Origin of the sequence: Bacteroides sp. 224 (assembly GCF_010500995.1) — a bacterium.
Lineage (GTDB): Bacteria > Bacteroidota > Bacteroidia > Bacteroidales > Bacteroidaceae > Bacteroides.
Genome location: NZ_QVMK01000039.1, coordinates 67,862 through 81,532 on the forward strand (window position 1 = coordinate 67,862; position 13,671 = coordinate 81,532).

At 42.2% G+C, this 13,671-nt stretch carries 12 protein-coding genes; 5 read left to right on the forward strand and 7 right to left on the reverse strand.

Annotated elements, in window-relative coordinates; all coding sequences use genetic code 11:
* Positions 1-51: 51 nt before the first annotated feature.
* A complete protein-coding gene (locus tag D0T60_RS15630; protein WP_163219066.1) occupies positions 52-984 on the reverse strand; it encodes a YafY family protein in 933 nt (310 codons plus the stop codon).
* Between the two features lie 179 nt (positions 985-1,163).
* Here D0T60_RS15630 and D0T60_RS15635 point away from each other — a divergent pair, with 179 nt between their 5' ends.
* A complete protein-coding gene (locus tag D0T60_RS15635) occupies positions 1,164-1,394 on the forward strand; it encodes a DUF3791 domain-containing protein (protein WP_163219067.1) in 231 nt (76 codons plus the stop codon).
* A 397-nt stretch (positions 1,395-1,791) separates the two neighbouring features.
* Here D0T60_RS15635 and D0T60_RS15640 read toward each other — a convergent pair whose 3' ends face one another.
* Both D0T60_RS15640 and D0T60_RS15645 read right to left on the reverse strand, forming a co-directional pair.
* Positions 1,792-2,211, reverse strand: coding sequence for an HU family DNA-binding protein (locus tag D0T60_RS15640; RefSeq protein ID WP_163219068.1), 420 nt, complete (start codon positions 2,209-2,211; stop codon positions 1,792-1,794).
* Positions 2,212-2,578: 367 nt separating this feature from the next.
* Positions 2,579-3,544 carry a hypothetical protein gene (locus D0T60_RS15645; protein WP_163219069.1) on the reverse strand — a complete coding sequence of 322 codons (966 nt, stop codon included), beginning with the start codon at positions 3,542-3,544 and terminating at the stop codon, positions 2,579-2,581.
* 168 nt (positions 3,545-3,712) lie between these two features.
* Between D0T60_RS15645 and D0T60_RS15650 the strand changes: the two genes are divergently transcribed.
* On the forward strand, positions 3,713-4,135 hold the full coding sequence (locus D0T60_RS15650) for an NTF2 fold immunity protein (protein ID WP_163219070.1): 423 nt from the start codon (positions 3,713-3,715) through the stop codon (positions 4,133-4,135).
* A 25-nt stretch (positions 4,136-4,160) separates the two neighbouring features.
* On the opposite strand, the gene D0T60_RS15655 is transcribed toward D0T60_RS15650, so the two are convergent.
* Both D0T60_RS15655 and D0T60_RS15660 read right to left on the reverse strand, forming a co-directional pair.
* Positions 4,161-4,985, reverse strand: a complete 825-nt coding sequence (locus tag D0T60_RS15655) for a hypothetical protein (RefSeq protein WP_163219071.1) — start codon at positions 4,983-4,985, stop codon at positions 4,161-4,163.
* Positions 4,986-5,007: 22 nt separating this feature from the next.
* Positions 5,008-5,280, reverse strand: coding sequence for a hypothetical protein (locus tag D0T60_RS15660; RefSeq protein WP_163219072.1), 273 nt, complete (start codon positions 5,278-5,280; stop codon positions 5,008-5,010).
* 105 nt (positions 5,281-5,385) lie between these two features.
* On the opposite strand from D0T60_RS15660, the gene D0T60_RS15665 reads away from it, so the two are divergent.
* From D0T60_RS15665 to D0T60_RS15675, 3 genes are read left to right on the forward strand one after another with little or no spacing between them, the layout of a single operon-like run.
* Positions 5,386-6,249 (forward strand): DUF2262 domain-containing protein, encoded by an 864-nt coding sequence (locus tag D0T60_RS15665; RefSeq protein WP_163219073.1) that lies wholly within the window; start codon positions 5,386-5,388, stop codon positions 6,247-6,249.
* Positions 6,250-6,285: 36 nt separating this feature from the next.
* Positions 6,286-7,509, forward strand: coding sequence for a DUF6138 family protein (locus D0T60_RS15670; RefSeq protein ID WP_163219074.1), 1,224 nt, complete (start codon positions 6,286-6,288; stop codon positions 7,507-7,509).
* Between the two features lie 13 nt (positions 7,510-7,522).
* Positions 7,523-8,065: an XAC2610-related protein gene (locus D0T60_RS15675; protein WP_163219075.1), complete on the forward strand. Its 543-nt coding sequence runs from the start codon at positions 7,523-7,525 to the stop codon at positions 8,063-8,065.
* Positions 8,066-8,232: 167 nt separating this feature from the next.
* On the opposite strand, the gene D0T60_RS15680 is transcribed toward D0T60_RS15675, so the two are convergent.
* Together D0T60_RS15680 and D0T60_RS15685 are read right to left on the reverse strand one after the other, a co-directional pair.
* On the reverse strand, positions 8,233-13,122 hold the full coding sequence (locus D0T60_RS15680) for a DUF4132 domain-containing protein (protein WP_163219076.1): 4,890 nt from the start codon (positions 13,120-13,122) through the stop codon (positions 8,233-8,235).
* A 40-nt stretch (positions 13,123-13,162) separates the two neighbouring features.
* Positions 13,163-13,579 carry a hypothetical protein gene (locus D0T60_RS15685; RefSeq protein ID WP_163219077.1) on the reverse strand — a complete coding sequence of 139 codons (417 nt, stop codon included), beginning with the start codon at positions 13,577-13,579 and terminating at the stop codon, positions 13,163-13,165.
* Positions 13,580-13,671: the final 92 nt, after the last annotated feature.

Genomic DNA, 13,671 nt, shown 5'->3' on the forward strand with positions numbered 1-13,671 from the left:
TTAAAAAAAACATATTTTGTGTTTGTGGAGGGGTTTTGCCTCCTTTTGTATCTATCCTAACAGCAATTCGATTGCTTTTTGATGTTTTTCGACCAATTTGTCGCGTAGGTGTGTGGGTTCAATCACGCGCAAACCATCGCTCTGCAAAAGCAGTTCGTTTACGAAGTCGGGGGTTATTTTGAGCATTAGCTCTACGCGAAACTCGGTTTCGGTGTGCAGCAACGTGCGCTGACTTTCGTGCAATGGGCAAGTGTCGTTGTACCGACCACTCAGGGGTGTAAAAGACAACACAACGCGCTCTACGGGCAGTTTCTGATTGGTGTAGATGCCATAGCAGTGTTCAAATTTGTCGCGCAGCTTCACCTGCTCGTTTTTCTTGAATTTTCGCGGCAAGATGGTTAGCTCTTCCATGCGGTCGAGTCCGTATGTTATCAGGTCGTCGCTGCTTTCGGGTTGGCAGTTGCAATCGACACCCAGCAGATACCAACGGTGTTTATATTCGCGCAAGCCATAAGGTTGCAGGCACACGGTTTTAGATGGGTCGTCGGTAAATTTTCGGTAAACGAATGTTACTTCGCGTGTATTGCGGATGGCACTAATCAACGTAAAGCGATGTTCGAGTCCACGCGACGGACGGTTTTCGCCAATGACAATATCTTTCAAATCATTGAACATCATCAGCGAACTTACCTCAAAGAGTCGTTCGAGCTTGGATACCGATTTTTCGTCTTGCGGAATGTAATACCCTTTTCGCCGGGTACAGTATTCGATGCTGATGTCCATATAGCTGGAACTGCGAATTTCGGCAATGTCGCGCTGTAAAGTTCGTTTATGAATGTTGACTTCTTCCACGCCATCGAAAGCATCCAGTTCGCTGTTTATTGCGTGCAGCAACTCTTCTTTACTAATGTATGGACGCGTGCTGATTTTACTAATAATAAACATCCAACGTTGCAAGAATACTATCTTTTTGTTCTTTCCCATGACTATGTTTTTTATTTATAATACAAAGATAGAGCAAAGGGGTGACATAACGTGTCTGCGAAAAAGGGGGAAATGAAGAAAAGTTAGATTATTTTTTGAGATACTTTCATATTCTTTTGTTGCTGAATATTGAAGAAATATTGTATATTTGTTCATGGCAACATTTAAAGCATAAAATTATGGTAACAATAGATAAAGAAACAAGCGATAAAGTCGCTTTTATGACTTTCATAATTACGAAATTTGCTCGTGCTTATAAAATGAATAGTCAACAAGCCTATTTATATTTAAAAAAATATGGCGGAATAGATTATTTGGACGAATGTTGGTGGGCACTACATACTGACAATCCGTTTTGGGCTATCAGAGATCTATACGAGGTGTGTTTAAGCAATGGAGGAATGAAATAATGAAAGTTTACCATGGAAGTTATGCCGAAATAGACACCATCTAAATGAATTAGAAGCCACCGACAGATACTACACCTCAGCCATCTACTCTCAACTTGCCGATGAAAGTACCGAATTTTACAAGAAAACATGGCAAGAAATATACGAACTTTTAAAGAAAGAGCTTTAAGCCAAATCGCATACGGCTAAGTCGCCCAACACATACGGTTAAGTTGCCCAACGCATACGGCTAAATCACCTAACGCATACGGTTGAATCGATCGTTTCGACCGTATAAGTTGGCCGGATTTTACATGTAAAATCTGACCACATTATCTATCGCACAAAAAAATCCCCCGCAAACACCTTATATATATAAGACATTTGTGGGGGAGTAAACTCCGGTGGCGATATGAACCTATCCGTTTACCTTTGCAGCTTTGCGGGCTTTTACGGATAGTACCCGTTCGAAAGTATGATCGGCTACAGAGGTGCGAATCATGCGACCGGGACGAAAACGAAGTTTCACGTCGCGAATATGTCCGGTGCTAAATTCCTCTTTTGTAGCCGTTCCGTTGCTTGAAATATGATACTGAAACTTACCAAAATCGCCCAGACTAACGCTGTCGCCATCGGCCAGATGCTCGCTCGTTTTCTGAAACAGAGAGAAAATGGTACTCAACACATCGCCCTCGGTTTGGCTACTCGAATAGGCAATTTCACGCGCAAGACGGTAAATGTCAACATCTTCGCGCACTTGACTACGGGCATAAAACTTTTTGGGGGCTTGTGGACGCAATGGATTTTTTAACTCTGCAATACTGTACTTTAAACTCATAATAATAATTGTTTTAGGTGAATAAATAAAGATTATATATGCAAAGGTAAGGCAAGGGGGTGACGTAACACGTCGTTGGTGTAAAACCAAACAGAAATAATTTATTCACACATTGAATTCGCACATTCGAGTCGACCAAAGTGCCCGAGAGGGGGGTGTAGGCTGGGTTACAGAACAACGATTTACGTTTGCCGCAAAGACAAGTTTACGTTTGCCGCAAAGACGATGTTGCGTTTGCCGCAAAGGCAAGTCGACGTTTGCGGCAAAGGCAAAACGCCCCGATAATTATTTACTTTTGGGGATAAATTGCCGGATATTAAGTAGTTCGTTTCGACTGGGCAGCCAAATTGTAGTGAAGCATTCGGGCTTACATATAACTTGCCCACTTTGCGCCTTTCACGAAGCGTTTAACCACATCATCGCTCCAATGCCCAATCTCGAACGGATAATTTTTTAGCTCTTCCTGTTTCACAATTTCAGCACATAAAGAGTTTAATTTCTCGCATCCTATTTTTGTTTTTATGTGCTCTATTTGTGTTTTCCATCTCTCTTTAGGAGTTGCTCCGGTCGAAGAATCGAAGCAATCTATTATTTTTATTTTAATTGTAAAGTCCTCCCATTTGTTTGCAAATAGCCGGAAATCAAATATCGTTTTTAATATCTGATAACAGCCTTGCCTATTGATAACCTTGTATTCATAAATATAGTTTATCAAGTTTTCGTCTCTTTCCTCAATAAGGCGCAATATCTTTTTATAGTCTCTTATATCATGATGGAAACCTTTGTTTGAATTTATGGCAAGTATATTTGTTGTTATATTGCTTCTTTCGTTGACAGTTGCCTTTCTGTAGATTTTGTTTTTCGATTCTATCTTCAAAATATTTTCAATTAAATTTCCATTTGGTGATATCTCAGAACACTGCAAGTATTTTGTCAAAGCAACAAACTCTAAAGGCGAATATTCAACCTTTCTTTTGTCTATACATTCTATTATTAAATCTCTTAAGAGGACAACAAGTTGTGCCATCAATAAAGACTTTAGCCATCCGGTACACGAGATGTTATAATATTTAATTAGTTTACCCAAAAAGTATTGACCCATCTGCCTCTTCTGTTTCGGAAAAAGTTGGTACTGTTGGCGTAATTCATTTGCGTGCCTTATTTCTTCAAGCGAATTGGACTCTGAATGATACTTTAAATAATTCAAAAACCATTCATCAACAAACAAGGTATTCTCTTTCTGTAAGCCCATTTCCGATAGAAAGATCAGCGACATGTCCTTGTCTCTTTCCCAAAATTCTTTATAGTTGTTTTTCATTTGTTTCTTATTCATGACGCAAAGGTAGTGAATCATTCGCACGAGATAAATTTTCCAATCTTCTTTATAAAAAACGTTCTCTGCCTTTTAGTATAAAAGACAATCTATGAAAAACAAGATAGAGTTAATTGCACCACGTGCTTAAAAGACGTATCTTTGTAAAGCAAAAAAATACAAAGAATTATGGAGAATATAGAATCAACAGCACAGGATGTTTTCCTTAGATTTAGTCAAGCCATGTATGAATGGAATATTTTATCTTTAGAATTAAAGAGAAACGATTCGATGTCTGACGATGAAAAAATTATTATAAGGAAAGAAAAGCTCGATAAAATATTTGAAGAATATTGTACTATACGTAAAAGAACCTATGGCAGACAAGCTGGTTATAATTTTAAAAACCCTCCGGAATATAACCTTGAAACGAATAATATATTATCATCTGTTGTTGAAGGAAATAAAGCTTTTATTGAGGTTCAGGAAACAGTCGGTTTTAATAGAAAATTGAAATATACATTGCATAAGAAAGCGGATGGATGGAGAGTTGACAAAAGAGAAGTTTATGATGATGTTTTTAAAAATAAATGGATAACAGATATCCTCTAAATATGTCTAACTCGGATTACAAGCATTATCCTTGTAATATTACTGATTGGCAAGCCAATAGAAAATCCGATTGAAACCTCGTTGCATCAAAGCCATTTAGTTTTTTCTGTTTGTCAACTAATATCTGGGTTGAATCATATAAGAGTTCAATGATGTATGAGCAGATGGATTCTTCTGACGAGAGGTTTTTCAATTTTTCAAAATCAGGTTTAACACTATAATGTCCTACATTGTAGGAGTAAAAATCGGTATACGAAGAGGGATTGTCAACTCTTTTTTGAAAACGAAATGACCAGGGAGTACTATCTTCAATCAGCTCTAAATCTATCCAAAGACTTTCCATCGCACCTCCATAATCATTGTATAATGCTATTTCAAGATTCTTTAAGTGTTTTCTGATAATATCAGGAATCCTTTCTGTGTTATTATCTACAATGTTTGCATTGAATAATACTTTTAACGGCATTCCGTCAGGTCTTAAACGGGTTTTAGGGAACTCTCTGATTATTCCGCTTTTAAACACTCCGCACTGAGTGAAATGCATAATTTTCGTGTATGATTTGTTTATTATGCCTATTTCCTTTTTATGTAGAATATTACCAATCTCTTGAGTTGCATCAGATTTTGAAACTAATAAACTTTTGCCGGGCGAGATGCAGAGGTAAATATCATCGTCACCCGTAAAAGTATTTATGGCCTGATTAACGATTTCGCTCTTAAAATCCTCACCAACCCCACAATAACTCCAATTTACTTCACCTTCACTTTGGGCCAATTCGCCATTTTCATTCAGCCAGTTTGATGAATAATATTTGTTCTGGTAGAATCGATATAGTTGTTTTGAATCCATAAAACGTTCTCTTCATGCACGTTCATTCTTCAACCCCATCTATATAATGAAAATGGTTTGTTGAAGCACAAGTGAAGTTTTGAATAAACTTGGGGGTTTCTTGTAATTCATTTTTAGGGGTAAAGAGTCCGGAGCTTATGGCCCATTCATACAATGAAATATCTAAGGGGTATTCTATCAGAACTCCACTTAGTTTATTGTTTTTTATCCAATTATCGGCTTTCTCTTTTTCGGAAAACACTCCTGAGGGGAAAGGACTTGCACCTTCGCCTTTAAATATCCATATATGTGTCATTCTGCAATCATTATGCTGCAAATTTATATATATACTTCTGATAACCAAAAAAATATTCGATATTTGCACATCTCAATATTTTAAGCATAAAATTGTAATAGACAAATGAACTACATCCCAACCAACAATAAAGATTTTGAAGCTTTTGCAAGTGAATATCACAAAGAAGAAAAAGAAATTCTGATACTGACAAGTGACGATTCGGGAGGATCAGCAATAAGATGTGGAAGTTCGTGGGCACCGATCACTGATTTTCTTGCATATATTGACCTTTCCTCAAATGACTTAAAAAAAGGAGACGGAAGGGTTACTTGGCTTCTATCTGAAGAAGAGAAAAAAGCACATACTCTTTTTTACCCTTATTATTTTAAGAGAGGAAGTATTTATCGACTTAAAGTAAGGGATTTGATAGACAGGACAGTTCCCGAGGGACGATTGCCTTCTTTCTATAATCGCTTTATGGTTGTGGAGGTTCTTGAAGAAAATGTAGAGAATGATGAGTTGCTCGCCATCTTGGCAGAGTATCGAAAACCGGTAAAAGTTGTAGATGAAATATTGGGAGAACTTGAGCTCAATAAAGACATGGAGATGTTTGAAGGAGCTATCGACTGGCTTGGAGAGGAAATCACGATCTATTTAGAGGTAAATATTGACAGTAAAGCCAGTTGGACGAAAGCCATAAAAGCATTGCGCACATTAGTTGAGCAGCAAGAGCAACAAGACTCTGAATTCCGCAACTTTGCCGCAGAGCATCTTACCGACTTGGCAAATGACTGGCGAGACGATAAAGAAACCCCGGAAATATCAAAAGCCGATTTTGCCGCCAGGATAAGCCTTTCTGAACTAACAATAACCTCAAGTGGAAATTTTACAGCCTATTACGATGATGATGATATGTTTTTGCGTCATGCAATTACAGTGTCGGGGAATATTAAAAAAGGGTTGAAATCGGCAACGATAGAGGGGTGATAAAACCAACTATGTTTCATCATCAACTGTATCACTATGTCTAACAAAAGAAAATACCTCATATTTGCCGACTGGCAGCAAGATCACTCATGCGCTCCCTATTTCGATGCCTGCACACAAGCCATTCTGGACGGCACGGCACGCATTTCAAAAACACGAAACGAACCGGGATACCCACAATATCCTTGCTTTCGCGTGCAGGGGCGCGAGGTGTTGGTCGGTGCGGTGTTGGAATACTATCTCTATCGGTTGGGGGCTGAAGGATTCGACTACGAAAAGGCTCGCAATTTTTCTGAACAAATGAGGCGGCTTGCCGGTTTCTCGTTCGAGGTTCGTTATCCGCTCAGTCAATGGGTGAAACGATGCCTGCGCAATCCCTATTTTCAGAACGTTGCCCGGGAAGACAGCTTTTATGAAAGTTGGGTATTGAACCCTAACGAGGCACACGATTTCATTCCCGAAGATATGTTCAAATTCGCCTGCTATGTGGCTATTTGTCACACAAAATATGATGCAGGAGATAGCTATACGGCGCAGCAGATTTTTGAATACGTGACAGCTCTCGGCTCGAATATTCCTGCGCAGTTGAAGAAAAACGGTAGCGGCACCCTACCCAAAGAGGTTGTAGCATACAAAGACGCTGTCCTTTCGTGCAAAGCCAACGATGCTTTTGCAACTATCAAAATCACGATGAAGGAGGATACCGAACAAAGCTATGCCCAAACACTCGATTTCCTTTGCACACTGCTCGAAGCTGAGTTTCCACGATCATATTCTTTCGACTTCCGCACTCCTTCCAAGAATGTGTTGCCTATAAAAGGGCTTCCCAAATGCGGTGTCCACTATTTGTTTGCAGGTGCTATCCGGTATCCTGCGTTGTACGAAAAAATAGAACGTTATGCACGGTTGGCGATGCGGGAATTTGAGTGGTATATCAATCTCCAAGACGAAAAATGCGCCATGCCCGGCACATTTGCCGTCTTTGCGCTCGGCATTACCAACGAAAAATACCATGCGCTTGTGTGCGATTATCTGTCGGTTTGCGATGGCGAGCACCAAAGTTTGCAGGGTGACTTCGTGTTAGCCTATATCGAACAGTATGGTTTTACGGAGAAAGGCTTGGAACTCTATCGAATATGCGAAGAAAACATCCAACATCTGCCCAAGAAGCTAATGACACTCTATAAAAAGAATGAAAAAAATAATTTCACATCTCATATCTACACTACTTCTGCTGATTCTGTTGGCGGGATATACTAGCGCGCAAAATACCATGAAAACCATTATCGACTGCGACGCCATTTATCCGGATAAAAGATATGAACTTCAATTGATTCAGATCAGTGCAAGGGATTTGGATTGTGATAGCAATAATTACATCTTCAAGCTGATCGACAAGCATAATTCGACGGAAATAATCCGGGACTCTATATTTTCATTTACCAAAGAGGTTCGGTTCGAAGATTTCAACGGCGACAACATAAAAGACATCCTGATTCGGAACAAATCGGATGTAAGGAGCAACGAATCTTATTACCTCTATTTGGTCGATACTGCCCAAAACAAGTTAACCAAAGTCGAAGGTTTTGAGCAAATCAAAAACCCGGCGTTCAATCCCGATCTTAATATCATAGTGAGTTTTGCAGTTTCGGGAAGAGATTGGACCAGCTTCTATGAAATTCAGGATAACGCCATTGTCGACCTTGGGTATCTGATTTATTGGGATGAAGTGGACGAAAATGGAAATATGAAAGACCCGGAGAACGACTATGAAGAGGTATTGAATCAGATAATGAAAGCCCGTAACAGCAGATAAAAAAACGCCCATATCCGGCTGCATAATCGCCTTGATAATAATTGCGTGTAGTGCCTTTCCTGCGCATGCGCAGGAAAGGTAGTATTTCATATATTTTCCTTTTTTCCCTAATATATCCTTCCACCATTATGGCGTAAATTCTTTACTTCGGGGATAGCTGGAAAAGGTTATTTCATCTGCCCCAAAATCCCCGGATCCTTAATCTTTTCATCCTCAGCCAGCAATATTACCTTCGACATAATCTCTGCTGTCCGTGGGTCTTCATCTGCAAAGGGCAAGAAGATGCGACCGCGGTGCTGACTTTGCACTGCAAGTATATTGATGGCTCCTTTGCCCATTTTGTGTACTACGCCACTACCCAGATGCACAGTGTATTCGCCCAACGAGCCTTGGATGTTGACAAAGCGATCGTTTACCGTAGCGTTTTCTATCCGCAGCAAGGCAAGCAATTCGCGCACAATAACTCCACGCATCTCGATGGTTGAGTGACTGGCTTCAGGATCTACTCCACCCACATGAGCAACGCTCACTACCAAATCTACATCGCGCATTACTTCGGAGAAGATGATGGGCGGAATTTCATCCAACGGTAGCGGTTTACGGGTTTTACGATCGAAGAACTGCACGGTTTCCAGCGTGGGTGCTTCGGTATCGGAAGGCGAGAACCAATCGGCAGCGGCATACATGGTGGCAATGATATTCTCCTTATAATATACGCGTTGAAGTCCTTGCTCGTAGTCTACTGTCCAGCCGCGACCTTTGAGGAGGGCAACAGTTTTCTGTGGTTGGATTTGATGGCCGGCGTAGCGACGGGAGATGGTTTTCTCTGCCAGTTCGTCTTCATTAATCAGGTAAAGTTCCCTGAATATCTGTTTAAAGGGTTGAACAAGTTTATGCTCGAAGGCATAGCGCTGACTGCTTAACCAAGTATCGGTCTTGTAGAGGTCGTAAGGGTGGGCAATGGTCAATTGGGTGCTGTCGTCGAGGTCGAATAGTTCGCACAGAGCACCGGTGCGGTTGGCTGTAGCAAAGAGTAGTTTTTGCAAAAAAGGTGCAATGACGGGGTGATCGAGCAACTGTTTCAATTCGCGTAACTCGAACGTGTCGCCTTTTACCATCGACTGTTCGAGACTTGCTTTGGCACGTTTGTGCTGGGCTTTGAGGGAAGAAACAACTTCTTTACACTCAGCAATATAAGCGTCTTTTTTGAGTTTGGCAGGAACAGAGGCCAACGTTTTGCTGTCTTTCGCACAAACAAGCTTGGCTATGCCGTCGGCATCAATAGAGATGTGGATGGCATAATCTTCCCTTTCTTGTGGTTCGAAATAGGAGGCGAGTTGCTCTATTTTCAAGATTTCCATGCTCCAACCAAAGCGGAGGGCATCGCTGTATCCACCGTTTCGGGCAAGGTTGGCCAATGCAATGGCAGAGGCTTTGGCTTCGCTTTCGCGACGTTGGGCGCCGAATGTCTTGCTTTCTTTCAGGAAGGCTTGTATAAATTCGTAGCGAGCCAGCATGTCTTTTTGCTTGTCGCGAGAAAGAGGGATAAGGGAGTAACTCAACAATTTGTCTTTGTTGCGTTTGTCCTTGATTTCTTTTTCCAATTCTTTCAGTTTGAGTTTGCCCAAGGTGGCATCGGCAAAGAGTTGGGCACGACGGTGGTTGGCTCCTTCGGTCAGGTATTTGGAACACTCGTAGAGAAGGGCGAAACGCTCTGCACCAAGGGTTTTGTAGGCTTCCTTGAACCAATCTATATCAAAAGCTCCATCGTTAAACTCTTCGGCAGGGATGGGCGAGTAGCGAGCTACTTCGGTTTCTTTCTCGGCCGAGAATTGTTCGTTGATGTGAGCATGGAAGTACCAGGCAGCACTTTCCAGCCCCGGCCATCCGAGATAATTGCCTATTATACTAAGCCAAGCAGGGGCGTACATGGCGGCTTCGAGCAGGCGCTTGTCGTCGATTTTACCATTGAGGGCGGCGCGCAACGTTTCAGCATTATCGTCGGTCTTGGGGTGACTGGCTTTCAGAAGGCTTGAAAGTACGGCTTTCTTGGTAGTATCGCTGCTATAAATATATCCGCGAACAAAGGTTTCTTTGCCCATCGCGATAAGGATTTTAGCAAAGGTTTCGGCTCCTTGATGCCAACGAAGGCTGCTGGCAAGTTCGCTTACTTCGGTTTTGGTATCGCCACGATTCAGCTCGATTTCGATAACACGGGCGGCTACCTCGTTGGCAACGGTTTGGAGTATAGGGTATTTCTTGACAGCCTCTTTGCACGATAGATAGGTTATCTTGCCCACATATCCCGACAGAGAATGAGAAGTGGCCAGGAAGAAAGTTTTGTACAGCGCGTCGATTTTAAGTAGACCGAGTTGTACACCACGAGCTACATCTTCCTCTTCGAGTCCGTGATAGGAAAGCCCTTTCAAAGCACCCAGCTTGTAACAGATGGCCAGGTAGCCGGCAAAATGCTCGTCACTTTCTTTGGCATGACCCAACTGAGTAAGAAGAAAATCTACCTCATCGGTTTCAGTAAATGTATAGGACTCACTACGGTAGGATTCGCTTTCGTCGTCGATAGATTTTGTCCAATCTTCTTGGGGAACTTGTGCGATAACATCGTTCAATGCACCTGCGAGAACTTGGAATCGTTCTTCTTCCGGATATTCGAGTGGTAATAGTTCGATGATATTGAGTGCCAGCTCGCCGTATTTCTTTTTCGCAAAGTATCTAACAAGTTTATCACTTGCTTTCACGTTGAAGAGAGTAGCGATGTGTGCATTGGCCCACTGCAGATAATCGGGCGAGTAAACATTGTCGTAGCCGCTCACTTCTTCAAGGAACATAAAGAGGAAGATTTCGGCAAAGGTTACCTCGTTTTCTTTGATCCATGCACGCCACACATCTTGCAGCACATATTTATCGAGTTTGGGATTGGAGCTGTTTTTATTGTCTTCCTCATCAATAGCATCAAATCGATCTCGTGCCCACCTTTGGGTACCAAGGGTGTCTTCTTCAACGCTGTTATCCCACGAATTCACTCGGTAGGTGTAGTTGCGGTTTTCGTGTATCTTATTGCAAAGGGCATCAAAGATGGTGGTGATACGCTTGGGATCGAAATCGAAAATTGTTTTCAATGTATAGGCTTCGTTAACGGGTATGGAGGCAAACTCCGGTGTGTAATCGGGGTTGTACATACCAAAACCGTTTTCGCTATTATACTTGGGCGACTCGTCCATTAAGGCATCTATCAACAACTGCTCTTTGTCGGAGACTTTAGGCATCAGAGCAAGAAAGTCCGGTATTTGGCTGATGGTAAGGGTTTTCTTCTTAACAAGTTGTGCAAGCATATCGAGGCCTGCAAGGCGTTTGTTTTCCACTTTGTCGGCCAGCAGGGTTTTGATGGCTTCAATGGGGCGTTCGTTGGGCATAGCAAGAAGTATCTCAACAGCATTCTGCCGCAGGTCGCCCGTTTTCAGCGACAATAGATTGATGATGAGTTTCGACTCTTCTTCACTGATTGTTAGTTCTTTGATATTGGTCAATGCTTGCGAACGTACAGGCATACTCTTGTCGCCGAGGGCAGCGAAGAGGTATTGGCGTTCGTGGTCGGTTTGCGGATTGTCAAGGAAGTATTCGATGAAGTTTACCCGGTTGGTAGAATCGCAATAAGATATATTATCAATAAGTGCAATTGTCTTTTGAGGGTCGAAGTCGTAGCCTGCCAAAGTTAAAAGTTTGTTGAAAACTTCTTCGCGGTCGAGCTCAAGTCCGCACCAGTCGAATGGTTTTCCTTCGGAATTGTAACCGTTCTGGGGAATGTTTGGGAGCATAGCGAGCAACTTCTTAAAGTGGCTATCGCGTAGCTTCTTATCCGATATATAAGTAATTTCCCGGCACTTTTCGCTAAAGTCGCTTTTCTTATTTGCCCAACCATAATCAACAGTGTAGTTTTCGAGGATGAGGCTAAGCAAGTCCTGATCTGTTTCGTCGAGGTGAGGCGATGCGATGGCAAACTGCAAAGGATCGTTTTCTAACTGGCTGGCAAAGTAGAGAGCTACAAGTTTCTGGTATTTCTCTCCTTCCATCAATTCGGTGATCATGGGCAGTACATCGTTCATTTCGAACACCGAGGCAGCCCAAAGGGCGGTGTATATATCGAGTACGTCTTTGCTTTGGGTAGCTTCCCGACGTGCTTTTTCGTTGTTGAGGTATTTATAGCCGAGTTTGGCAAGCTTGGTTACAATGCGTTTTTCGCTTGCTTCTTCGGCCAGTCCCATCCACACACCTACCGCTCGCACGGCAGAGGAGTAGCGCAACAGATCGTTGTCGATAACAATTTTCAATATATATGTAAGAAAAGATATTTGTCCGTTATCGGCATATTCGAGAATGGATTGCCGCAGGCCTTCTTGCAAACGAGCAGCAAGAAGCATATCGCCCAACAGTTGGTGTAGTTCTTTGTTTTCGCTTTTGGCAATGCTGAGAATAATGCGATCATCGAGCAGTTTTGTGTTGTTATCGCCCAGACAGATGTTTTTGATGGCTTCAATAATATCTTGTCTGCCTTCGTCAATGTAGACTGATAGAATATCACTGTAAATGTTCCAGGGAAGGGTGTCATCATCATCGTCATCATCGTCATCTTTTTTACTCTTTTGGAGGTCTTTCAGGATGTCGAACCCATCCCATAAAAAGAAAAGGCTATCGTGAATAAGATCGTAAATTTTGTCCTTATAAGGTTCAACGTCTTGGGTACGGAAAGAGCGGCGATAACTGGAATCCGATTGTACATAGTTGGTTAGTCGCGCAACGGCTTTCCCCACCAGGTTGGCAATGTCCTCGCCGTGAATGGCTTGAAGCATCTGTCGCGGACCATTTTCGTAGACCTCGCTTGTGGTTTTGGGAGAATCGGCAACAAGCAATGCTTTTGCTTCGGCAAGTCTTCGGCTAGAGTGTGGGTACTTACTTTCTTTGTAAGCAATAATGGCTTGGGCAATAGCACCGGGGCGACCGGTGAGGTTTCTCAGGGTGTCGATAATGTTTGAGTTATCCATAATGTATTTTTTGTTTGCTTATATTGGATTGTAGATTGATTTAAAATCTTCTTCCTGCCAGCATGGTGAGGCGGATGAAGGTGAGTATATCTCCTTCGTGGAGTTGTATTTTCTCTCCCGGTTGCACTTCGGTTTCGTTGATGAGTACTCTGTATATACCATCGCGGAAGGCTTGCAATGCATTGTCGATGGCTTGTTGCTCATCTTGTTGCTTTTCGTTTTTCCGGTCGTTGAAGGTTACTTTGCCGGTGTGTAATGCACCAGCATATTCTTCTTCGGTGAGGTAGTGGAAGATGGGAGCATCAATTTGCTTGGTATTGTACTCGCGCACGCTTTCGAGGACGAGGGTGGTGATGAGGTCTTCGATGGTGGCGAGGTTGTCGGGGATGATTCTTGGGTGGAGTTCAAGAATGGGTTTCCGCTTACCTATGGCTTTGAGGCGAAGGTTTATTTTCATACGTAAATTAAGTTGTGCTCCCCACTGCCGAGGAGCGTTTTAAATCATTTTTCAATCTATTACTTTGAATTCAGACAAAAGAAAGAATAGCA